21 protein-coding genes are annotated in these 21,999 nt (G+C 59.1%); 9 read left to right on the top strand and 12 right to left on the bottom strand.

Annotated elements, in window-relative coordinates; translation table 11 throughout:
* Window positions 1-490: 490 nt before the first annotated feature.
* The 5 genes from EJA70_RS11525 to EJA70_RS11505 all read left to right on the top strand — a co-directional run bounded on the left by EJA70_RS11525 (window position 491) and on the right by EJA70_RS11505 (window position 4,610).
* On the top strand, window positions 491-913 hold the full coding sequence (locus tag EJA70_RS11525) for a hypothetical protein (RefSeq protein ID WP_158830825.1): 423 nt from the start codon (window positions 491-493) through the stop codon (window positions 911-913).
* A gap of 160 nt (window positions 914-1,073) precedes the next feature.
* Window positions 1,074-1,493: a hypothetical protein gene (locus tag EJA70_RS11520; RefSeq protein ID WP_158830824.1), complete on the top strand. Its 420-nt coding sequence runs from the start codon at window positions 1,074-1,076 to the stop codon at window positions 1,491-1,493.
* 180 nt (window positions 1,494-1,673) lie between these two features.
* Window positions 1,674-2,435 carry a helix-turn-helix transcriptional regulator gene (locus EJA70_RS11515; RefSeq protein ID WP_158830823.1) on the top strand — a complete coding sequence of 254 codons (762 nt, stop codon included), beginning with the start codon at window positions 1,674-1,676 and terminating at the stop codon, window positions 2,433-2,435.
* A 121-nt stretch (window positions 2,436-2,556) separates the two neighbouring features.
* Complete coding sequence (locus EJA70_RS11510; protein ID WP_158830822.1) at window positions 2,557-3,777, top strand: putative DNA modification/repair radical SAM protein; 1,221 nt, start codon at window positions 2,557-2,559, stop codon at window positions 3,775-3,777.
* A complete protein-coding gene (locus tag EJA70_RS11505; protein WP_158830821.1) occupies window positions 3,774-4,610 on the top strand; it encodes a TIGR03915 family putative DNA repair protein in 837 nt (278 codons plus the stop codon). The genes EJA70_RS11510 and EJA70_RS11505 overlap by 4 nt, the downstream gene beginning before the upstream one ends.
* A gap of 248 nt (window positions 4,611-4,858) precedes the next feature.
* Here EJA70_RS11505 and EJA70_RS11500 read toward each other — a convergent pair whose 3' ends face one another.
* The 5 genes from EJA70_RS11500 to EJA70_RS11480 form a co-directional block, all read right to left on the bottom strand.
* Window positions 4,859-5,878, bottom strand: coding sequence for a branched-chain amino acid aminotransferase (locus EJA70_RS11500; RefSeq protein ID WP_008086978.1), 1,020 nt, complete (start codon window positions 5,876-5,878; stop codon window positions 4,859-4,861).
* A 255-nt stretch (window positions 5,879-6,133) separates the two neighbouring features.
* Window positions 6,134-7,507 carry a dihydrolipoyl dehydrogenase gene (gene lpdA / locus EJA70_RS11495; RefSeq protein ID WP_158830820.1) on the bottom strand — a complete coding sequence of 458 codons (1,374 nt, stop codon included), beginning with the start codon at window positions 7,505-7,507 and terminating at the stop codon, window positions 6,134-6,136.
* Window positions 7,508-7,514: 7 nt separating this feature from the next.
* A complete protein-coding gene (locus tag EJA70_RS11490) occupies window positions 7,515-8,789 on the bottom strand; it encodes a dihydrolipoamide acetyltransferase family protein (protein WP_158830819.1) in 1,275 nt (424 codons plus the stop codon).
* Window positions 8,790-9,848, bottom strand: a complete 1,059-nt coding sequence (locus EJA70_RS11485; RefSeq protein WP_008086973.1) for an alpha-ketoacid dehydrogenase subunit beta — start codon at window positions 9,846-9,848, stop codon at window positions 8,790-8,792. It abuts the gene before it with no gap.
* 1 nt (window position 9,849) lies between these two features.
* Window positions 9,850-11,085 (bottom strand): 3-methyl-2-oxobutanoate dehydrogenase (2-methylpropanoyl-transferring) subunit alpha, encoded by a 1,236-nt coding sequence (locus EJA70_RS11480; RefSeq protein WP_158830818.1) that lies wholly within the window; start codon window positions 11,083-11,085, stop codon window positions 9,850-9,852.
* Between the two features lie 185 nt (window positions 11,086-11,270).
* On the opposite strand from EJA70_RS11480, the gene bkdR reads away from it, so the two are divergent.
* Window positions 11,271-11,759: a Bkd operon transcriptional regulator BkdR gene (gene bkdR / locus EJA70_RS11475; protein ID WP_158830817.1), complete on the top strand. Its 489-nt coding sequence runs from the start codon at window positions 11,271-11,273 to the stop codon at window positions 11,757-11,759.
* Between the two features lie 178 nt (window positions 11,760-11,937).
* On the opposite strand, the gene EJA70_RS11470 is transcribed toward bkdR, so the two are convergent.
* Complete coding sequence (locus EJA70_RS11470) at window positions 11,938-12,801, bottom strand: MBL fold metallo-hydrolase (protein WP_158830816.1); 864 nt, start codon at window positions 12,799-12,801, stop codon at window positions 11,938-11,940.
* Between the two features lie 91 nt (window positions 12,802-12,892).
* On the opposite strand from EJA70_RS11470, the gene EJA70_RS11465 reads away from it, so the two are divergent.
* From EJA70_RS11465 to EJA70_RS11455, 3 genes are all read left to right on the top strand, one after another.
* Window positions 12,893-13,234: a helix-turn-helix transcriptional regulator gene (locus tag EJA70_RS11465; protein ID WP_008086967.1), complete on the top strand. Its 342-nt coding sequence runs from the start codon at window positions 12,893-12,895 to the stop codon at window positions 13,232-13,234.
* 167 nt (window positions 13,235-13,401) lie between these two features.
* Window positions 13,402-14,646 (top strand): FAD/NAD(P)-binding oxidoreductase, encoded by a 1,245-nt coding sequence (locus EJA70_RS11460; RefSeq protein ID WP_158830815.1) that lies wholly within the window; start codon window positions 13,402-13,404, stop codon window positions 14,644-14,646.
* 9 nt (window positions 14,647-14,655) lie between these two features.
* Window positions 14,656-15,456, top strand: coding sequence for a sulfite exporter TauE/SafE family protein (locus EJA70_RS11455; RefSeq protein WP_158830814.1), 801 nt, complete (start codon window positions 14,656-14,658; stop codon window positions 15,454-15,456).
* Window positions 15,457-15,557: 101 nt separating this feature from the next.
* Here EJA70_RS11455 and EJA70_RS11450 read toward each other — a convergent pair whose 3' ends face one another.
* From EJA70_RS11450 to EJA70_RS11425, 6 genes are all read right to left on the bottom strand, one after another.
* Window positions 15,558-16,838, bottom strand: coding sequence for a TRAP transporter large permease (locus EJA70_RS11450; RefSeq protein WP_158830813.1), 1,281 nt, complete (start codon window positions 16,836-16,838; stop codon window positions 15,558-15,560).
* A complete protein-coding gene (locus EJA70_RS11445) occupies window positions 16,838-17,365 on the bottom strand; it encodes a TRAP transporter small permease (RefSeq protein WP_008087213.1) in 528 nt (175 codons plus the stop codon). The genes EJA70_RS11450 and EJA70_RS11445 overlap by 1 nt, the downstream gene beginning before the upstream one ends.
* A 79-nt stretch (window positions 17,366-17,444) precedes the next feature.
* Window positions 17,445-18,416 (bottom strand): TRAP transporter substrate-binding protein, encoded by a 972-nt coding sequence (locus EJA70_RS11440; RefSeq protein WP_008087215.1) that lies wholly within the window; start codon window positions 18,414-18,416, stop codon window positions 17,445-17,447.
* Window positions 18,417-18,471: 55 nt separating this feature from the next.
* Entirely contained in the window at window positions 18,472-19,365 is an 894-nt protein-coding gene (locus EJA70_RS11435; RefSeq protein WP_008087217.1) for an SMP-30/gluconolactonase/LRE family protein, read from the bottom strand.
* Window positions 19,366-19,394: 29 nt separating this feature from the next.
* Window positions 19,395-20,219, bottom strand: a complete 825-nt coding sequence (locus tag EJA70_RS11430; RefSeq protein WP_158830812.1) for an NAD(P)-dependent oxidoreductase — start codon at window positions 20,217-20,219, stop codon at window positions 19,395-19,397.
* Window positions 20,220-20,625: 406 nt separating this feature from the next.
* A complete protein-coding gene (locus tag EJA70_RS11425; protein ID WP_158830811.1) occupies window positions 20,626-21,921 on the bottom strand; it encodes an OprD family porin in 1,296 nt (431 codons plus the stop codon).
* Between the last annotated feature and the right edge of the window lie 78 nt (window positions 21,922-21,999).

Here is a 21,999-nt window from a genome sequence, read left to right as displayed (position 1 = left end):
TGTTCAAGATATGGGCAGATACTATAAGAGGGGAGCAAAACTGAACCTCGTTTAATGTTTTTAAGGAGGATGCTCGGATGCCGGGCGAATGAAGCTGAAGTCTTTTTTCAGGCAAGTAAAATGCTTTTACCTGCCCAAGCGAGCGAAAGAGCGGTCGAGGTGACGAATTTTGAGAACGACGGTCTGGTAGTTGCGGGATCTATTAAGGTGAAAACTGGCTATAAGCTGGGTGTCAGGTTTGAAGTGTCTTTGTTGTTAGATTAGTTCATGCGTCGGACAGTTATTTAAGTGCTGAGAAAGTCGTGAATACGGCCGCTCGGCTTTAGGTCGTGCAACTCGCAAAGAAATTTGAGTGCAGAGATCTCACGCTTGTCGGCAATAAAATGATGCGCGTATCTTCACTCCGCAGTGGCGATCATTTACTTGGTGGCGAAGGAAGGACGTCTAAATGAGTGGCTGAAAATCAGAAAATGTATTTGGAGGAAAAGAAATGAATGATGTCGTTTCAAGTGTGAGTGAAGACAAATTTCCCAGAGTATGTCTGGTTGACGGTGCTATCAGCAGACCAGACGGTTCGTTTGAGCTGGTAAGAATCAAACGGCTTGATGTCTTTAATTATAGCTTGATTTACTTGCTGTTTAAAATAAGCGGGAATCAACACGGGAAGACACAGACTTTAATGGTCGAGTTCAAAGTTCCGCCGGTGGTAAAGACCTACACGGTGACGGACAGGTCTTCCAATCCGGTTCATGTTTTTTTTATGCCTAGTGGAATGCCTGTAATGTTGCAAGCAACCTCTGGAACGTTAGCCGTGACCAGGTTTGATGTGCTGACGGGGATTATCGAGGGTCGTCTGCAAGTGGCCACTGAGAAATATAAGATGCAGGCTAAATTCGAAGTTCTTGCGGCGTGAGTGTGTTTTGCCGAATGTGCATTTTGCTCTTGATTTTAACGTAGATGTACAATGTCAGTTTCACAGGAAATAAACTTTACGGGTGTGTCACTCTGCGGCGAGCCTTAAAGAAAGGCTCGGGAGAGCTCAATTTATTCACGATTTTTCCGAGGGCGCTAAAATGGATGATGTTATTGTCGAAGCGACTGAAACCAGTTTCTCTAAAGCTGGTTGGTTAGAAGGTGCTGTAAAGTCCCCTGACGGGGTGTACGAGATTCTGAAGATGTACATGTCTTCGTACAGCCTCGGTTCAGGGAGTGAAATTTGGTACTTTATGAATAACCCGCTGGTGAATGAGAGTTTTCATGTCAAAATTACGATTAGAAACCCAGATGTAAGGGAGTACGTTGTGGATACATGGGGCGCGACTGAAGCGAAAGTTACCTTTCAGTCCAGTAAAATGGTTTTGCCAGCCAATGCTAGCAACGGCACTCTCAAGGTGACGAAGTTTGAAAACGGTGGCCGGGTTGTAGCAGGCCATATTCGCGTGGGTGCCAACGGTAATGATTTGGATGCCAAGTTCGAAGTGGGTTTGTTGTGAGATGAATGCATATACCAATAGTTGCTTAAGTGCCAGATTGAATCGCATCGATTTTTTCAAGAGTGATTAAATGGACGACAGTATTTCGACGTTGAGGAAAACAAGATCACGCTTGTCGGCATTAAAGTGATACGCGTATCTTCAAATCAACAGCGGCGATCATTCGCCCAGGAGCGAAGTATGCACGCGGATCACCAGGACATCGGCGTTTCACAGGTGGCCGCCGCCATCGCGGAACCGGCGCGAACGAGAATCCTCTGTTCACTGATGGACGGTCACGCCCGCACCAGTACGGAGTTGGCGACTATCGCCGAGGTCAGCACTTCAACGGCGAGCGCGCATCTGGCCAAACTCAAAGACCTGGCGTTGATACGCCTGCACGTACAGGGCCGCCACCGTTATTACAGCCTCGCCGACAAACGTGTCGCTCAAGCGCTGGAAGCCTTGATGGTGATTGGTCAGAACGCCACGCCGACGTTCAAACCGCATACTCCGGATCGACTGCAATTTGCTCGCACCTGTTACGACCACATGGCCGGGACACTCGCGGTGTTGCTGCATGACCGTTTGATCGAGGCGGGATGGCTGGTCGAGACCGACGAGCAGGCGTATCGCTTGAGCGACAGTGGCGCGGCGTTGTTCGAAGGGCTGGGCATTGAGGTGCAGAATTTGAGCACGCTGCGGCGCAAGTTCGCCTGCCCGTGCCTGGACTGGAGCATGCGCCGGCCGCATCTCGGTGGGTCGCTGGGGGCGGCGTTGTTGCAAGCGGCGTTGAAGCGCCAATGGGTGACGCAGGATCTGGACAGTCGGGCGCTGGCGTTGACGGTGGTGGGGCGCAAGGAAATCGCCGCGCGGTTTGGCGTTGAGTTGGCGATTGAACACGGCCAGAGCAAAAGATCGCAGCCTTCGGCAGCTCTTACAGGAGTTCGAGATCTCATGTAGGAGCTGCGGAACGCTGCGATCTTTTGATCTGGAGCTCCTGACCGACGAGGTGCGCTTCTACCACCTTGTAACCCCGAGCTCGACCCTATACTGTACATCCAAACAGTAAAGAGCCCGCGCCATGCAAATCATCGACAAGCTCAGCATCCTCGCCGACGCCGCCAAGTACGACGCCTCCTGCGCAAGCAGCGGTGCGCCCAAGCGCAGCTCCGAGGGCAAGACTGGCCTGGGCTCGACCGATGGCATGGGCATCTGCCACAGCTACACGCCTGACGGGCGTTGCGTTTCGTTGTTGAAAATCCTCCTGACCAACTTCTGCCTCTACGATTGCCAATACTGCGTCAATCGTCGTTCCAGTGATGTTCCCCGCGCGCGCTTCACCCCTGAAGAGGTGGTGGCGCTGACCCTGGATTTCTATCGACGCAACTGCGTCAGCGGTCTGTTCCTCAGCTCCGGCATCATCCGCTCGGCGGATTACACCATGGAACAGCTGGTGCGCGTGGCCAAGCTGTTGCGTGAAGAGCATGAGTTTCGCGGCTACATCCATCTCAAGACGATTCCCGACGCCGACCCGGCGTTGATCGCGGAAGCGGGGCGCTACGCCGATCGTCTCAGCGTCAATATCGAGTTGCCCACCGACGTCAGCCTGCAAACTCTGGCACCGGAAAAAGACATTGGCTCCATCAAACAGGCCATGAACACCATCTACACCGGCGTGCAAACGGTCCTCAACGAACCCCGTTCGGCGAAGTTCGCGCCCGCCGGGCAAAGCACGCAAATGATCGTCGGCGCCGATGACACTGACGACAGTACGATTTTGCACAGTGCCCAGTCGCTCTACGGCAACTACCGCTTGCGCCGTGTGTACTATTCGGCGTTCAGCCCGATCCCCGACAGTCCGAAAAGCGTGCCACTGGCCGCGCCACCACTGATGCGCGAGCACCGTTTGTACCAAGCCGATTTCCTCCTGCGCAGCTACGGTTACAGCGCCGACGAACTGCTAAAGGGACCGGGCAACCTGGCGTTGGACATCGACCCGAAACTGGCGTGGGCGTTGCAGAATCGCGAGGTGTTCCCACTGGATCTGAACCGTGCCGAAGCATCCCTGATTTCGCGCATTCCCGGCATCGGGCTGCGCACCACCGAACGTCTGGTCGAGCTGCGCCGGCAACGCAAGATCCGCTACGAAGACGTCGCGCGCATGCGTTGCGTATTGGCCAAGGCCAAACCGTTCATCATCACCAGCGACTACCACCCGCAGCAGGCCGAGGTCACCAGCCATATGCTTTATCAGCAACTGCGCGACAGGCCGATGCCGCAGCAAATGGGGCTGTGGGGATGATCAACCTCGATTGCGACGACCTGTTCGCCACCTGGCGCCAACAGGCGCGCTGGCTGCTCAGCCATGAAATCGACCCGAGCTTGGTGAGCTGGGCCTCGGAAGGCGTGGGTGATCTGTTTGCCAATAATGATGATCCGGTGCCTGAAGGGCAGGGGCCGTTTATGGCGAAGATCCCGCGTGTGCTGCTCGATACCTTGGAGCAAGCCGCGCAATACCGGGGCGACCAGCGCTGGAGTCTGTTGTACGAAGTGTTGTGGCGCGTCAGCCACGGTGATCGCACGGCAATGATGACCGGTGACAAACTGGGCAGCGAGTTGCAGCGGCGAATCAAACAAGTGCGCCGCGAAGCGCATCACCTGCATGCGTTTGTGCGCTTCATTGAACGGCCGAAATCCAGTGTCGGCCCGCAATATGTCGCGTGGCACGAACCGGCCCACGACATCCTGCACAGCGCCAGCGAACACTTCATCGGGCGCATGGGCCAGCATCGCTGGCTGATCGCCACGCCGCGTGACGGGGTTTATTACGATGGCGAGCAACTGCTTCATCAGCGCCAATGCCCGCTGGAATGGCAACAATTGGCGCAGAACGTCGACGATCCGCATGGCGAACTGTGGCTGACCTATTACAGCCACATCTTCAACCCGGCGCGGTTGAACGAGAAGGTCATGCAAGGGCATCTGCCGGTGCGATTCTGGAAGAATTTGCCGGAGGGGGAGTTGATTCCCGGGTTGATTACGCAGGCGCGGATGGGAAAACAGCAGAATGGGCAGGCGAGTGGGATAGCTGAACGACTTGGTAAACGGATAACGCTGAAAAGCCCCTCACCCTAACCCTCTCCCGGAGGGAGAGGGGACTGACCGAAGTGTTCTCGCCTACTACATCGGCCTGAAAATCCGCGTCGAACTTCAGTCTGGAGAACAACCGAGATCGGCTCCCTTTCCCCCTCGCCCCCTTGGGGGAGAGGGCTGGGGTGAGGGGGAAAAAATCTCAAGCCCTACACAAAAATCCCCACCAAACGCAATAAAAGCCCCCCACCAATCACTCGGTGGAGGGCTTTTATACATCCAGAGCCGTCAAATCAAACCTTGACGATCCAGCCCGCTGGCGCTTCGATGTCGCCGGTCTGCACACCCGTCAGCTCTTTATAAAGCTTCTGAGTCACTGGACCGACTTCAGTCTCACTGTGGAACACATGCAGATGATCGTTGTAGCTGATGCCACCGATCGGCGTGATCACCGCAGCGGTACCGCAGGCACCGGCTTCTTTGAAGTCCGACAGTTTGTCGATCAGCACGTCGCCTTCAACCACTTCCAGGCCCAGACGCGATTTCGCCAGTTCGATCAGCGACAGGCGGGTGATGCCTGGCAGAACGGACGGCGAGTTCGGGGTGATGAACTTGTTGTCGTGGGTGATCCCGAAGAAGTTGGCCGAGCCGACTTCTTCGATCTTGGTGTGGGTCATCGGATCCAGGTAGATCGCGTCGGCGAAGTTGGCTTTCTTGGCTTTCGAGCCCGGCATCAGGCTGGCCGCGTAGTTGCCACCGACCTTGGCCGCGCCGGTGCCTTGTGGGGCGGCGCGGTCGTAGCTGGAGATCTGGAAGTTGTGCGGGGTCAGGCCGCCCTTGAAGTAGGCGCCGACCGGGATGCAGAAGATCGAGAAGATGAACTCGGGTGCAGTGCGCACGCCGATGTTGTCACCGACGCCGATCACGAACGGACGCAGGTACAGCGCGCCGCCGGTGCCGTATGGCGGGATGAAGCGCTCGTTGGCACGCACCACGGCTTTACAGGCTTCGATGAACTGCTCGGTGTCGACCGTCGGCATCAGCAGACGCGCGCAGCTGCGTTGCATACGCAGGGCGTTCTGGTCCGGGCGGAACAGGTTGATCGAGCCGTCCTTGCAACGATAGGCCTTCATGCCTTCGAAGCACTGCTGGCCATAGTGAAGGGCAGTCGAGCCTTCGCTGATGTGCAGCACGTTGTCTTCGGTCAGGGTGCCTTTGTCCCACTCGCCATCGCGAAAGTACGACAGATAGCGCTTGTCGGTCTTGATGTAGTCAAAACCCAGCTTGTCCCAATTGATGCTTTCGTTACCCATGACACCCTCTATCACTGAACAACCGTCGAAACGGTTCAAGGCTTCTGACGTTTTTTGGATGGGCACAACAATACTTCATTCTTGAGCGGTTTCGCAGCCCGGACGATGGAGGGATGAGCAGATTTATTAGCCTGCTTATGAAAAATCCTCGTTCATCGCTGAAAAGATCGCAGCCTGCGGCAGCTCCTACAGAATCGGCGAACCCCTGTAGGAGCTGCCGAAGGCTCGGGCCGCGATCGGACGATCTTTTGATCTTTACAGGTGCAACGCATGCCCGAGAGCACGCAACGCCGCTTCCTGCACCGCTTCACCCAGCGTCGGATGCGCATGAATGGTGCCGCCGATGTCTTCCAGTCGCGCGCCCATTTCCAGGCTTTGCGCAAACGCGGTCGACAACTCGGAAACCCCCACGCCCACCGCCTGCCAACCGACAATCAGATGATTGTCCCGACGAGCGACCACGCGCACGAAACCGCTTTTCGACTCCAGCGTCATCGCCCGGCCATTCGCCGCGAACGGGAAACTGGAAACGATGCAGTCCAGACCGGCAGCCTTGGCCTCGTCCGGGGTCTTGCCGACCACCACCAGTTCCGGATCGGTAAAGCACACCGCAGCAATCGCCGTAGGGCTGAATTCGCGGGTTTTGCCGCTGATCAACTCGGCAACCATTTCGCCTTGGGCCATGGCGCGGTGAGCGAGCATCGGTTCGCCGCTCAAATCACCGATGGCGTAAACGTTGCGCATGCTGGTCTGGCAGCGGCTGTCGATTTTGATCGCCGAACCGTTCATGTCCAGATTCAGTGCTTCGAGGTTCCAGCCCTGGGTATTCGGCTTACGACCCACGGCGACCAGCACCTGATCGGTTTCCAGGTTCAGCGTTTCGCCTTCAGGGTCGCGCACCTGCAACGTGCCGTCGAAACCCAGCACGCTGTGTTTCAGGTACAGCTTCACACCCAGTTGCTTCAACGCCTCGTGCACCGGCTGCGTCAGTTCAGCGTCGTAGGCCGGCAGGATGCGATCCTGCGCCTCGACCACGCTCACGTCAGCTCCGAGCTTGCGGTAAGCGATGCCCAATTCCAGCCCGATGTAACCACCGCCGACCACTACCAGACGTTTCGGCACGGATGTCGGCGCCAGCGCCTCGGTGGAGGAGATGACCGGCCCGCCAATCGGCAGGATCGGCAGATTGACGCTGGTCGAACCGGTCGCCAGCACCAGGTGCTCACACTGAATACGCGTGTCGCCGACTTCGACAGTTTTGCCGTCGATGACTTTGGCCCAGCCATTGATGACCTGAACCTTGTTCTTCTTCAGCAGGGCAGCCACGCCAGTGGTCAGGCGATCAACGATGCCATCCTTCCACTCGACACTTTTAGTGATGTCGAGCGTCGGCGCGGAAACGCTGATGCCGAGCGCCGAATGCTGACTGTGATGCCGGGTCTGGTGAAACTGCTCAGCGACATGAATCAACGCTTTCGACGGGATGCAGCCGATGTTCAGGCAGGTGCCGCCCAGCGATTGGCCTTCGACCAGAATCGTCGGAATGCCCAGTTGCCCGGCGCGAATCGCCGTTACATAGCCGCCAGGGCCGCCGCCGATGATCAGCAGCGTAGTGTTCAGAGATTGCATGCGAGCCTTACTCCACAAACAAAGTGGCAGGTTGTTCGATCAAGCCGCGAATGGCCTGGATGAAGAGTGCCGCGTCCATGCCGTCGACCACGCGGTGATCGAACGAGCTGGAGAGGTTCATCATCTTGCGGATCACCACTTGGCCTTTGACGACCATCGGCCGTTCGACGATTTTGTTGACGCCGACGATGGCCACTTCCGGCAGGTTCAACACCGGGGTGCTGACGATACCGCCCAGCGCACCGAGGCTGGTGAGGGTGATGGTCGAGCCGGACAATTCGTCGCGGCTGGCCTTGCCATTGCGTGCGGCGTTGGCCAGGCGCGAGATTTCTATGGCGCTGTCCCACAGGCTGCGCGCCTCGGCGTGACGCACCACCGGCACCATCAGGCCCACATCGCTTTGCGTGGCGACGCCGACATGCACCGCGCCGAGGCGGGTGATGACCTGAGCTTCGTCGTCGTAACGGGCATTCATCTGCGGGAAGTCGCGCAGAGCAACGACCAGGGCGCGGACGAGGAACGGCAGCAAGGTCAACTTGCCACGGCTGGCACCGTGTTTTTCATTCAGGTGCGCACGCAGTTCTTCGATTGCGGTGACGTCGATTTCTTCGACATAACTGAAGTGTGCGGCACGCTGGGTAGCGTCCTGCATGCGCTGGGCGATCTTGCGGCGCATGCCGATGACTTGAATCTGTTCTTCGTCGTTACGCTGGGCGTAAGCAGCGGCCACCGGCGCCGAGGCGTTCGACTGACCTTGCGCCAGATAGGCGTCGAGGTCGTCATGCAGCACTCGACCGGCCGGGCCGGAACCGCGCACCAGACGCAATTGAATTCCCAGATCCAGCGCATGTTTGCGCACGGCTGGCGAGGCGAGCGGGCGTTCGTCTGCTTCGCGAGCGACCATCGGGCCCTGACAAACAGCTGCCGGACGTGGCGCGGCGGCAGGAGCAGGTTTGCTCTCAACAACCGCTTCAGCTTTCGGTGCTACCGGCGCCTCTTTAACGGGCGCGGGTGCGGCGGACTCTTTCAAGTTACCGGCACCCTCAACCTCGATGCTGATCAGCACACTGCCAACCGCCATCACTTCACCCGGCTGACCACCAAGTGCAATCACCTTGCCGTGTACCGGCGATGGAATATCAACCATCGCCTTGTCAGTCATCACGTCCGCCAGCACCTGATCTTCAACGACCAGATCGCCGACCTTGACATGCCACTGCGACAGTTCTACTTCTGCGATGCCTTCGCCGATGTCCGGCATCTTGATAACGTGCGTGCCCATTCAGACCTCCATGACCCGTTTCAACGCCGCGCCCACTCGGGACGGCCCTGGGAAATACGCCCACTCTTGCGCGTGCGGGTAGGGGGTGTCCCAACCGGTGACGCGTTCGATCGGCGCTTCCAGGTGATGGAAGCAATGCTCTTGCACCAGCGACACCAGTTCGGCGCCGAAACCGCAGGTGCGCGTGGCTTCGTGAACCACCACGCAACGGCCGGTTTTCTTCACCGACTTGACGATGGTTTCCAGGTCCAGCGGCCACAGGCTGCGCAGGTCGATGACTTCAGCGTCGACACCGGATTCTTCGGCAGCGACTTGCGAGACGTACACGGTGGTGCCGTAAGTCAGCACGGTCACGTCCTTGCCCGGACGGGTGATCGCGGCAACGTCCAGCGGCACGGTGTAGTAACCGTCCGGAACCTGGGCTTGCGGGTGTTTCGACCACGGCGTTACCGGGCGGTCGTGGTGGCCGTCGAACGGGCCGTTGTACAGGCGTTTTGGCTCGAGGAAGATCACCGGGTCATCGTTTTCGATGGAGGCGATCAGCAGGCCTTTGGCGTCATACGGGTTGGATGGCATCACGGTGCGCAGTCCGCAGACCTGAGTGAACATCGCCTCGATGCTCTGGCTGTGCGTCTGACCGCCGTAGATGCCGCCGCCGCAGGGCATGCGCAGGGTCATCGGTGCGGTGAACTCGCCAGCCGAGCGATAACGCAGGCGCGCCGCTTCGGAAATAATCTGGTCGGACGCCGGGTAAACGTAATCAGCGAATTGAATCTCGGCGACCGGACGCAAACCGTAAGCGCCCATGCCCACGGCCACGCCGACGATGCCGCTTTCCGAGATCGGCGCATCGAACACGCGCGAGGCGCCGTACTTGGTTTGCAGGCCTTCGGTGCAACGGAACACGCCGCCGAAGTAGCCGACGTCCTGACCGAACACCACCACGTTATCGTCACGCTCAAGCATCACATCCATGGCCGAGCGCAGGGCCTGGATCATGGTCATGGTGGTCGTGGTCATGGCGGTTTCCAACTGAATATTGTTGTTGTGATCGTTCATGTCAGATCCCCAACTGCTGACGCTGGCGCTTCAAGTGCTCCGGCATCTCTTTGTAGACGTCTTCGAACATGGTCGCGGCGCTTGGAATCTGGCCGCCGGCGAGGGTGCCGTACTGTTCGGCCTGTTTCTGCGCGGCAATCACTTCGGCTTCGAGCTCGGCGCTGACGGCGGCGTGCTCTTCGTCCGACCAGTGGCCAACCTTGATCAGGTGCTGTTTGAGACGGGCAATCGGGTCGCCGAGCGGGAAGTGGCTCCAGTCATCGGCCGGGCGGTATTTCGATGGATCGTCGGAGGTCGAGTGCGGACCCGCGCGGTAGGTGACCCATTCGATCATGGTCGGGCCGAGGTTGCGGCGGGCGCGTTCGGCAGCCCAGGCAGAGGCCGCATACACAGCGTAGAAGTCGTTACCATCAACGCGCAGCGAGGCGATGCCACAACCGACGCCGCGTCCGGCGAAGGTGGTGGCTTCACCACCGGCGATCGCCTGGAAGGTCGAAATCGCCCATTGGTTATTCACGACGTTGAGGATCACCGGCGCGCGATAAACGTGGGCGAAGGTGAGGGCGGTGTGGAAGTCCGATTCGGCGGTAGCGCCGTCACCGATCCACGCCGAAGCGATTTTGGTGTCACCCTTGATCGCCGAGGCCATGCCCCAGCCGACCGCTTGAATGAACTGGGTGGCGAGGTTGCCGGAAATGGTGAAGAAACCAGCCTCTTTAACCGAATACATGATCGGCAACTGGCGGCCCTTGAGCGGATCGCGCTCGTTGGACAGCAGTTGGCAGATCAGGTCGACCAGCGGCACTTCGCGGGCCATCAGGATGCTTTGTTGACGGTAGGTCGGAAAGCACATGTCGTCGATGTTCAGCGCCAACGCCTGAGCACTGCCAATGGCTTCTTCGCCAAGGCTCTGCATGTAGAACGACATTTTTTTCTGACGCTGGGCGACCACCATGCGGTTGTCGTAGATACGCGTCTTGAGCATGGCGCGCATGCCTTTGCGCAGGATCTCGACCGGCACGTTTTCAGCCCATGGGCCGAGGGCGTTGCCCTGATCGTCGAGCACACGAATCAGCTCACGCGCCAGGTCGGCGGTGTCGGCAGGTTCGACGTCGATGGAAGGTTTGCGCACCGTACCGGCATCGGTCAGATGCAGGTAGGAAAAATCGGTTTTGCAGCCTGGACGGCCCGAGGGTTCAGGGACGTGCAGACGCAGCGGTTCATACGCTTGGGTCATGGCTTCTACGCTCGATCTTGTGAATTTCTTGTAGTGAGCTGGCAGTCATTCTTCGGTAGAAGAAATCTTGTCCTACAACAATCATAGGCCGGGCCAAGAAGAATATTTATCTCTGTTTCGTTGCGCTGGAGACGATTTGCAGATAGAAATTCTGCATAAACATAAAAAACAGGTGGTTTTGTCTCATGCGCAAACTGGATCGTACCGACATCGGCATTCTCAACAGCCTTCAGGAGAACGCGCGCATCACCAACGCCGACCTCGCACGCTCGGTCAACCTGTCGCCGACGCCGTGTTTCAACCGGGTCAAAGCGATGGAAGAATTAGGCCTGATTCGCGAGCAGGTGACGCTATTGGATGCCGACCTGCTGGGGCTGCACGTGAACGTGTTTATTCACGTCAGCCTGGAGAAACAGGTGGAGTTGGCGTTGCAGCATTTCGAGGAAGCGATTTCCGATCGCCCCGAGGTGATGGAATGCTATTTGATGGCGGGCGATCCGGATTATCTGATCCGGGTGCTGGTGCCGACGATTCAGTCGTTGGAGCGCTTCATGATGGACTTTCTGACCAAAGTGCCGGGGGTGGCGAATATCCGCTCGAGTTTTGCGTTGAAGCAGGTGCGGTATAAAACGGCGCTGCCGCTGCCGGCGAATGGCTTGACCCTGGGGACGTGAAGATCAAAAGATCGCAGCCTTCGGCAGCTCCTACATGGGATGCGCATAATGCAGCCCGTGACGCTCTGCGTCACTTCCCGAAGCGGAACGCGGAGCGTCCCCGGGGGCATTCCCACGCAGAGCGTGGGAACGATCAATTTCTCCTGTAGGAGCTGCCGCAGGCTGCGATCTTTTGACGTTAAAGCTTATTGATCGGGATCTTCAGATACACCACGCCATTGTCCTCAGCCGCCGGCAAATTCCCCGCCCGCACATTCACCTGAATCGCCGGCAGCAACAGCGTCGGCATACCCAGCCCGGCGTCACGCTGCGTGCGCATCTCGACAAACGCCGCCTCATCAACCCCGTCATGCACATGAATGTTGCTTTTGCGCTGCTCGCCAACCGTGGTCTGGCACTGCGACTCGCGGCCTTCTGGCGGGTAATCGTGGCAAACGTAAAGCTTCACGCTCGCCGGGAAGGCCAGCAATTTATGGATCGAATTGAACAACTGATGGGCGTCGCCCCCCGGGAAGTCGCAGCGCGCCGTGCCGACATCCGGCATGAACAGCGTGTCGCCGACCAGAATCTGCTCTCCGTCGATCAAATAAGCCATGTCCGCCGGTGTGTGTCCGGGTACATGCAGCGCCGTAGCTTTGAGATTGCCGATGCTGAATGACTCGTTCGGCGCGAACAGGTGATCGAACTGCGAGCCGTCGACACAGAACTCCGGCTCCAGATTGAACAGTGCCTTGAACACGTTCTGCACTTTACTGATCGATTCACCAATGGCGATCTTGCCGCCCAGTTCGCGGCGCAGATACGGCGCGGCAGACAGATGATCGGCGTGGGCGTGGGTTTCCAGCAGCCATTGCACTTGCAGGTTGTGCGCCCGCACGAACGCGATGATTTTATCGGCTTGCGCGGTGCAGGTGCGCCCGGCGGCGCCGTCGTAATCGAGCACTGGGTCGACGATCGCGCATTGCCCGCCGTCAGCCTCGTAGACCACGTAGCTGTAGGTCGAGGAGGCGGGGTCGAGGAACGATTCAATCTGCGCGGGCATGGACACCAACCTGAATAAGGGAAATGGGTTGCAACACTTTATCTAAAAACATAATGTTCGCAGCTTAAGTGACGTTGAAGGCATCGTGCAAATGCAATCCAGTCTGACCGAATGTGAAGTCGCCCAACTGCGTGCCTCGGCCTCCAAGGCTTGTGCGCTGCTCAAGGCGTTGGCCAATGAAGATCGCCTGTTGATTTTGTGTCAGCTGACTCAGGGCGAACGCAACGTTGGCGAACTGGAAACCATGACCGGCGTGCGTCAGCCAACGCTGTCCCAGCAACTGGGCATCCTGAGGGATGAGGGGCTGGTCGCGACCCGTCGTGAAGGCAAGTACATTTTCTACGGCCTCGCCAGTCACGAAGTGATTCAAGTGATGAAGACCCTGTCGGGGCTTTATTGCGGTGCCGTCCTCAAAAGCTGGGAACAGCCATAAATGCCAGCCAGAACACCACGTACCCTGTGGGAGCTGGCTTGCCAGCGATGAGGCCGGCACATCCGACATCTATGGTGAAGGACAGGCCGCCATCGCTGGCAAGCCAGCTCCCACAGGTTTAGTGGTTGACTCGGAAAAATCCTTGCGTGCAGCAAAAGGAACAAGCAATGAACGATCAACACTGGGGCCCATCCATCAGTGCAGACATCGTGGTCATCGGCGGCGGTACGGCCGGCATCGGTTTCGTCGCCAGCCTGCTCAAGCGTGATCCGCACCTGAACATCACGGTCATCGAGCCGAGCACCCACCATTACTACCAGCCGGCGTGGACGTTGGTCGGCGGCGGCGCCTACGACGTGAAAGACACCGCAAGACCCATGGCCAAAGTGATGCCGCGTCAGGTCAACTGGCTGCAAACCGCCGTCACCGGCATTGATCCCGACAAACGCCAACTCACCCTCAACGATCAACGCTCGGTCAGCTACCAGAACCTGATCGTCTGCCCCGGCCTGCGCCTGGCCTGGGAGAAAATCGAGGGCTTGCAGGAAAGCCTGGGTCAGCACGGCGTCACCTCCAACTACAGCTACCAGCACGCGCAATACACCTGGGATCAGGTGCAGAAACTGCGCGGCGGCAAAGCGCTGTTCACCCAGCCGGCCATGCCGATCAAATGCGCCGGGGCGCCGCAAAAAGCCCTGTACCTGTCCTGCGATCACTGGCTCAAAAGCGGTGTACTGAACAACATCAACGTCGAATTCAATCTCGCCGGCGCCGCGCTGTTCGGCGTGGCGACGTTCGTCCCGCCACTGATGAAGTACATCGAAAAATACCATGCGCAACTGGCCTTCAACTCGAACCTGGTCAAGGTCGACGGCCCGGCGAAAACCGCGTGGTTCGAGATCAAGGACGCCGACGGCAACGTCACCCGCGAGGCGAAAAGCTTCGATCTGCTCCACGTTGTGCCGCCGCAGGTCTCGCCGGATTTCATCGCACAAAGTCCGCTGGCCGACGCCGCCGGCTGGTGCGAAGTCAATCCGCACAGCTTGCAGCATCCGCGTTATCCCGAAGTGTTCGCCCTCGGCGATGTCTGCGGCACCAGCAACGCGAAAACCGCGGCGGCGGTGCGCAAGCAAGTCGTGGTGGTAGCGGAAAACCTCTTGGCCCTGCGCAAGCAACAACCGTTGCCGCTGAAGTACGACGGTTACGGTTCCTGCCCGCTGACGGTCGAGAAGGGCAAAGTGATCCTCGCCGAGTTCGGTTATGCCGGTAAGTTGCTGCCGACCTTTCCACTGGACCCGACCGTGGCGCGGCGTTCGGCGTGGTTGCTCAAGGCAACTTTGCTGCCGTGGTTCTACTGGAACGGCATGCTCAAAGGCCGTGAGTGGCTGACACGTGTGTCCAAGGTCGACTGAGAAAACCCTATGTTGCTGGCAAGTCTGTTTGGCGTGGTGATGGGGTTGGTCCTCGGCTTGACCGGGGCCGGTGGCGGCATTCTCGCCGTGCCGGCGCTGGTGCTGGGGCTTGGCTGGACGATGACGCAAGCGGCGCCGGTGGCCTTGTTTGCCGTCGGCAGTGCGGCGGCGGTTGGCGCTATCGATGGCTTGCGTCATGGCCTGGTGCGCTATCGCGCGGCGCTGTTGATTGCGGCGTTGGGTGCGGTGTTTTCGCCGTTGGGGATCTACTTCGCGCATCAGTTGCCGGAGAAGATCCTGATGATTCTGTTCAGCCTGCTGATGGTCATGGTGGCCTGGCGCATGCTGCGCCGCGAGCGCCAGCAGCAAGGGCCGAGCGATCACGGTCACGCCAGTTGGGGCCAGAAGAACTGCATGCTCAATGAAGAAACCGGGCGCTTTGACTGGACGGCCAAATGCACCGCGACCCTCGCCGCATTGGGCGCGATCACCGGGGTGGTTTCCGGGTTGCTCGGGGTCGGCGGCGGGTTTTTGATTGTGCCGGCGTTCAAGCAACTGACCGATGTGCAGATGCGCGGGATTGTCGCGACATCGTTGATGGTGATCAGCCTGATTTCGGTGATCGGGGTGATCGGCTCGTTTCACGCCGGTGTGCGGATTGACGGGCAGGGCGCGGCGTTCATCGTCGCCAGCGTTGTTGGCATGATCATCGGGCGCAAGCTGTGCGCACGAGTGCCGGCGCGGGCGTTGCAGGTGGGGTTTGCCAGTGTGTGTCTGGTGGTGGCGGGGTATATGTTGTTGCGTGCCTGAGTATTTGAAGATCAAAAGATCGCAGCCTCGTTTCACTCGACAGCTCCTACATGGAATGCGATTTCTGTAGGAGCTGCCGAAGGCTGCGATCTTTCAGGTTGTTACAACACCAAATGCGGTAGCCACAGGGAAATGGCGGGAATGTAGGTGACCAGCATCAACACCAGAAACAGCACCGCGTAAAACGGCAGCAGCGCCTTCACCGTGCTCTCGATACTGACTTTGCCCACCGCCGAACCGACAAACAGCACCGCGCCCACCGGCGGCGTTATCAGCCCGATCCCCAGGTTGACCAGCATGATCATGCCGAACTGCACCGGATCGACGCCGATGCCGAGAATCACCGGCATCAGGATTGGCGTGAGGATCAGGATCAGCGGCGCCATGTCCATCACCGTGCCGAGCAACAGCAGCATGACGTTGATGCACATCAGGATCACGTAGCGGTTGTCCGACAGGGTCAGGAACAGCGTGGTGATTTTCGCCGGGATCTGCATCAGGGTCATGATGTAGCCGAAGCTCGCGGCGAAACCGATCAGGATCATCACGATCGAAATCGTCCGTACCGTGCGGTGCATCAGCTTCGGCAGTTCGCTCCACTTGTAGTCGCGGTAGATGAACATGGTGACGAAGAACGCCCAGAGCACGGCAATCGCTGCCGACTCGGTCGCGGTAAAGATCCCCGAGAGAATCCCGCCGAGGATGATCACCATCGCCATCAGCCCCCACAGCGCTTCGCCGCAGATTTTCAGGGCTTCACGCAGCGGAATCACTTCGCCTTTCGGGTAGTCGCGTTTGCGCGCGAAGATCAGGCACAGCACCATCAGGCACGCGCTCATCAACAGGCCCGGAACCACGCCGGCCATGAACAGCGAGGCGATGGACACGGTGCCGCCGGCCGCCAACGAATAGAGCACCGAGTTGTGGCTCGGCGGTGTCAGCAACGCCTGCACCGAACCGCTGACGGTGACTGCTGTGGCGAAATCGCGCGGATAGCCTTTGCGCTCCATCTCCGGAATCAGCACCGAACCGACCGAAGCGGTGTCGGCCACCGACGAGCCGGAGATCGCACCGAAAAACGTCGAGGCCATGATGTTGACCAGTGACAGGCCGCCACGCACGAAACCCACCAGCACGCCGGCAAACGCCACCAGCCGCCGCGACATGCCGCCCTCGGCCATGATCGCCCCGGCCAGCACGAAGAACGGAATCGCCAGCAGCGAGAATTTGTTCACGCCGCCTGCGACCTGAATCATCAAGGCCTGAAACGGAATGTCGATCCACCACGCGCCAATCAGCGCCGACAGCCCGAGGGCGTAGGCGACCGGCATGCCCATCAGGATCAAAGCGATAAAACTGCCCAGCAGAATCAATGCGTCCATCAGGCAGCCCCTTCGCTTTCTTCAACCAGATCAAACCGCACAACCCGACGGTTGCTCTGGTCGCCAAACAACAGTTTTTCCAGAACGAACACCAGCGTCAGCGCGCCACCCACCGGGATCGGCATGTAGGTGATGCCAACGCGCAAGGTTGGCAGGGCGCTCATGAACTGGTTCCAGGTCGAGGCGCACAGCTTGGCGCCCCAAATGGTCATGAACAGGCAGATCGTCGCCATCAATAGCTGCGAAACGATGCTCATGGTTCGGCGCAGGTTCGGTGGCAAACGGTCGGTGACCATCGCCACGGCCATGTGTGCACCGGCGCGATAACTGGCGGCGGCGCCGAGGAAGGTGAAGACCATCATCAGCAGGATCGCGGTCGGCTCCGGCCAGCTCGAGCCGGTGCCGAGGGCGTAACGGGCGAACACGCCCCAGGGAATGATCAGGGCGATGGCGAGTACGGACAGGCCGGCGATCCAGATACAGGTCATGTAGAGAACATCGTTGAGGCGCAGCAGCGAATTCTTCATCGGGTTCCACCGTAACCGGGCAGCCGCTAACGTCGATGGACGCCAGCGCTGCCGGGCCTTTCATTGAGGGCTGGGAGGGTTACTGCACCGCTTCGATGCGCTTGATCAAATCGGCGTAAGGCGCGCCGTATTTCTCGCGAACCGAGGCGGTGGCCTCGTAGAAGGGTTTCTTGTCGACGGTGATGAATTCGACGCCGGCAGCCTTGAGTTTTTCTTCGCTGCTGGCGGATTTCGCATCCCACAGCGCGCGCTCTTCAAGTTGCGCAGCCTTGGCGGCTTTCTTCACCAGGGTCTGCTGGTCGGGGGTGAGTTTTTCCCAGGTGATTTTCGACATCACGATCGGCTCGGGCAGGATCAAGTGCCCGGTCAGGCTGTAGAACTTGGCGTTCTGGAAGTGGTTGTGTTCAAGCAGGGTCGGCGGGTTGTTTTCCGCGCCGTCGATGACGCCGGTCTGCAAGGCGCTGAAGATTTCACCGGTGTCCATGGCAATGCCGTTACCGCCCATGGCGTTGATGGTTTCGATGAACATCGGGTTGCCCTGCACGCGGATTTTCATGCCCTTGAGGTCTTCGAGTTTGCGCACCGGTTTCTTGGTGTAAATGTTGCGCGTGCCGCCGTCCATCCAGGCCAGGGCCACCAGGCCGAATTCGGAATTTGTGATGCGGTCGAGAATCGCATCGCCGACTTCGCCATCGATGACCGCGCGCATGTGCGCCTGGTCGCGGAAGATGAATGGCATGTTGAACACGTTCACATCCGGCACCACCGGGCCGACGATGCCGAGGCTGACACGGGTCATCTGGATCGCGCCGACCTGTGCCTGTTCGATGACCTCTTTTTCCGAGCCGAGCACACCGCCCGGGAAGTACTTGAAGGTGAGGTCGCCGTTGGTTTCCTTGGTCAGGGCTTTGCCCATGCTTTCTTCAGCAACCACGGTCGGATAACCGGCGGGGTGAATGTCGGCGAACTTGATTTCCAGCGCCTGAGCGGCGTTGGCGAGGGAGAAGGCGAGCGGTAAAGCGACGGCGAGCAAGGTGCGTTTGAAGTACATGGGGGTGAGTCTCCAGTCTTGTTATTTTTGTGTTCAAGGCGCAGCGGTGCAGGTGTTACAGGGAATCGTCAAACACGGGTTCGTGAAGGCCTTTGACCCCGGGGTTGAGGGCGAACACGCCGCCGGCCAGGGATTGCGGATCGTGGTCATCGCCGGGGCGAATCGAGGTGACGAAAAGGGTGTCCATCCGGCTGCCGCCGAAGGCACACATGGTCGGTTTTTTCACCGGCACGGCCAGCGAGAAGTCGAGCCGGCCATCCGGCGCGAAACGGTGGATGAGGCCGGCGTCGTTGGCGCAAATCCAGTAGAAACCTTCGGCGTCCACGGCGGCGCCATCGGGGCGGCCGGGGAAGTGGTTCATGTCGACGAAGATGCGGCGGTTCGACGGTGTGCCGGTATCGGTGTCGTAATCGAACGCCCAGATCAATTGCACGTCGGGATGCGAATCGGACAGGTACAGGGTTTTGCCGTCCGGGCTGAAGCCGAGGCCGTTGGGCACAATGAAGCCGTCGAGTTGCGCTGCAATCACGCCAGACTGCCCGGCACCGTAGCGATAGAGCCGACCTTCGGGCGCGTTCAGACCCATGTTCAACACCATGCTGCCGGCCCAGAAACGGCCCTGACGATCGCAGCGACCATCGTTGAGGCGCATGTCTTTGCGGCCGTGCTCGACGCTGGCGAGTCGCTCACTGTCGAGGCTGCCGTCGCTGTGCGGCTGTAGATGAAAGAAGCCACTTTCCATGCCGGCGACCCAGCCGCCACGGCTGTGGCGAGCGATGCAGGCGAGCATCTCCGGGGTTTTCCAGGCGTGGACATGGCCGCTGTCGGCGCTCCAGCGTTGCAACCCGCCGTTGGCAATATCGACCCAGTACAGCGCGTTTTCCTGCGGCACCCACACCGGGCTTTCGCCCACGGCATTGCGGGCATCGACGATCAGTTCGGCTTGCATACTCATTCCTTTGTGTCGTTTCGCAGCGATCAGTCGCCGAACGGGCCCGCAGCGACAAACGCGCCGCCCTGATAGATCCGCGCCGGATCATCGGCGGCGGGCAGCGGCTGCGCCTCGACCTTTTCGCGGAACACTTCGGAGCTGTCCCTGGCCTTGAAGCCGAGGTGGCTGGCGAAGCGGTTGTCCCACCAGACGTCCTTGTTGTCGGACATGCCATAGACCACGGTGTGGCCGACGTTGGGCGTGTACAGCGAGTGTTCGAGCAATTGCGTGAGGTCGTCGAAGCTCAGCCAGGTGTGCATCATTCGACGGTTTTGCGGCTCGGGAAACGAGGAGCCGATGCGAATGCTGACGGTCTCGATGCCGTAGCGATCGAAATAGAAACTCGCCATGTCTTCGCCGTAGGACTTCGACAAGCCGTAGTAGCCATCAGGGCGGCGGGCGGAGCTGGCGTCGAGCGGCTCGTCCTGTTTGTAGAAACCGATGACGTGATTGGAGCTGGCGAAGATCACCCGCTTCACGCCATGCCGACGCGCCGCTTCATAGATGTGGAAGACGCCGCAGATATTGGCGCCGAGGATCTCTTCGAACGGCCGCTCAACAGAGACGCCGCCGAAATGCAGAATCGCGTCGACGCCTTCGACCAGTTGATGCACGGCGTGTTTGTCGGCCAGGTCGCAGAGGACGATTTCTTCACGGTCATCGATGGCCGGGGTGAGGGCGGCAATGTCGGAAAGACGCAGGACATTGGCATAAGGGCGCAGGCGTTCGCGCAGAACTTTGCCCAAGCCACCGGCCGCGCCGGTCAGCAGCAGACGGTTGAACGGGGCGCGGGGAACAGAGGTAGACGTCATGGCAATCCCTTACACGTTTGTTATTAGGTTTGTTGTAGGTTGTCGTATGACTGCGCTGAAGTATCGGTAGGATTTCCGGAACTTGTCAACGCGACTTTCGGTGTAAATGACGGAAGGCCAATTGATCTTCCTTCAGCACAATTCCCTCCTTGCATTGCGGTTCCCCTGTGGGAGCGCGCCTGTTTGCGAAAGCGGTGTTTCGATCAACATCAATGTTGAATCTGCCGCCGCCATCGCTGGCAAGCCAGCTCCCACAGAGTTTTGTGGTGGCCACGGACATCGAAAATAACTTCGATACCTGTGGGAGCTGGCTTGCCAGCGATGGGGCCGGTGCGGCAACTTTTGCATCGACTGACAGGACGCCTTCGCGAGTAGGCTCGCGCCCACAGAGTAAGAAGAGATCTGCCTACAACAACGAAATCGGATAACTGATAAAGACCCGGTTTTCATCAAACTCGTTGGTGCTGAAGTCCCGGCGGATCGTCGCGTTGCGCCATTTCACGTTGAGGTTTTTCAGCGGCCCGCTCTGCACGGTATAGGCCAGCTCTGACTCACGCCCCCATTCCTTGCCGTCGGTGATGGTCCCGGTGTGTACGTTATCGCCGCTGATGTAACGGTTCATCATCGTCAACCCGGGGACGCCGAGGGCGACGAAGTTGTAGTCGTGGCGCAACTGCCAGGAGCGTTCCTTGGCGTTGTCATAACTGGCGTTGTAACTGTCGTTAGCCAGGGTGCCGCCGCTGGTGCCGTTGACCCGCATCCAGGCGTCGTCGCCGCTGAGTTTCTGCAGGCCGACGTAGAAGGTGTTGCCGCCGTATTTGGCCGAGAGCATGGCGAACGCGGTCTTGTTGTCGAGGTCGCCGGCCTGGGCGCTGCCGTCTTCTTTACCGGTGAAGAATCCGAGGTTGGCGCCCAGCGTCCAGTCGCCCAGCGGCTGGCTATGGCTGAGGTTGAAATACTGCTGCTGATAGATGTCGCTGAGTTCGGCGTACCACACGCCGACCAGGGTGCGCTTGTCGTTGAAGGTGTATTCACCGCCACCGAAGTTGAAGCGATCCGAGGTGAATGCACCGCGGCCGTTCATCGACATGTCTTCCATGCTCGCGTCGTTGCGTGGGCTGTTGCCGCGGAACTGGCCGCCGTAAACGGACAGGCCGTTGATTTCGGTGGAGGTGATCTGGCCGCCGCGAAAGGTCTGCGGCAGGGAACGGCCATCGTCGGATCGCAGGATCGGCAGCACCGGCATCCACTCGCCGACTTTCAATTCTGTCTTCGATACCTTGGCTTTCAGCGCCACGCCCATGCGCCCGAAATTGTCGGCCGGGCGCCCGTCATCGTGAATCGGCAGCAGTTGAGTGCCGCCCGTACCCTTGCCGCCGTCGAGTTTCTGCGAGTACATGCCGAGGATGTCGAGACCGAAACCGACGGTGCCTTGGGTGAAGCCGGATTTTGCGTCGAGGATGAAGTTCTGCGTCCACTCTTCAGCCTTGCCTTGCGGGTTGGCCGGGTTGACGAAGTTGCGATTGAAATAGGCGTTGCGCAGGTTCAGCGTGGCTTTGCTGTCTTCAAGAAAACCTTCAGCCTCGGCGCTCATTGGCAGGGCGAGGGCGAGGCTGCTGCAGCCGATCAGGCCAAGGGTGGAACGCGGGCGAAGTGTGGAAAAGCGCGAAGGGCGGACGGAATTGCAGACGAGTGTGCTCACTGTGACGCTCCCTGTTACGTTTGTTGTTTTTATTATTCGTCATACGTCGTCGTACAACGCTGGTGCGGATATTTCCTA

The organism is Pseudomonas sp. PB103, from assembly GCF_009764635.1.
In the GTDB taxonomy this organism is placed as follows: Bacteria; Pseudomonadota; Gammaproteobacteria; order Pseudomonadales; family Pseudomonadaceae; genus Aquipseudomonas.
This window is presented reverse-complemented; position numbering and strand designations above follow the sequence as displayed.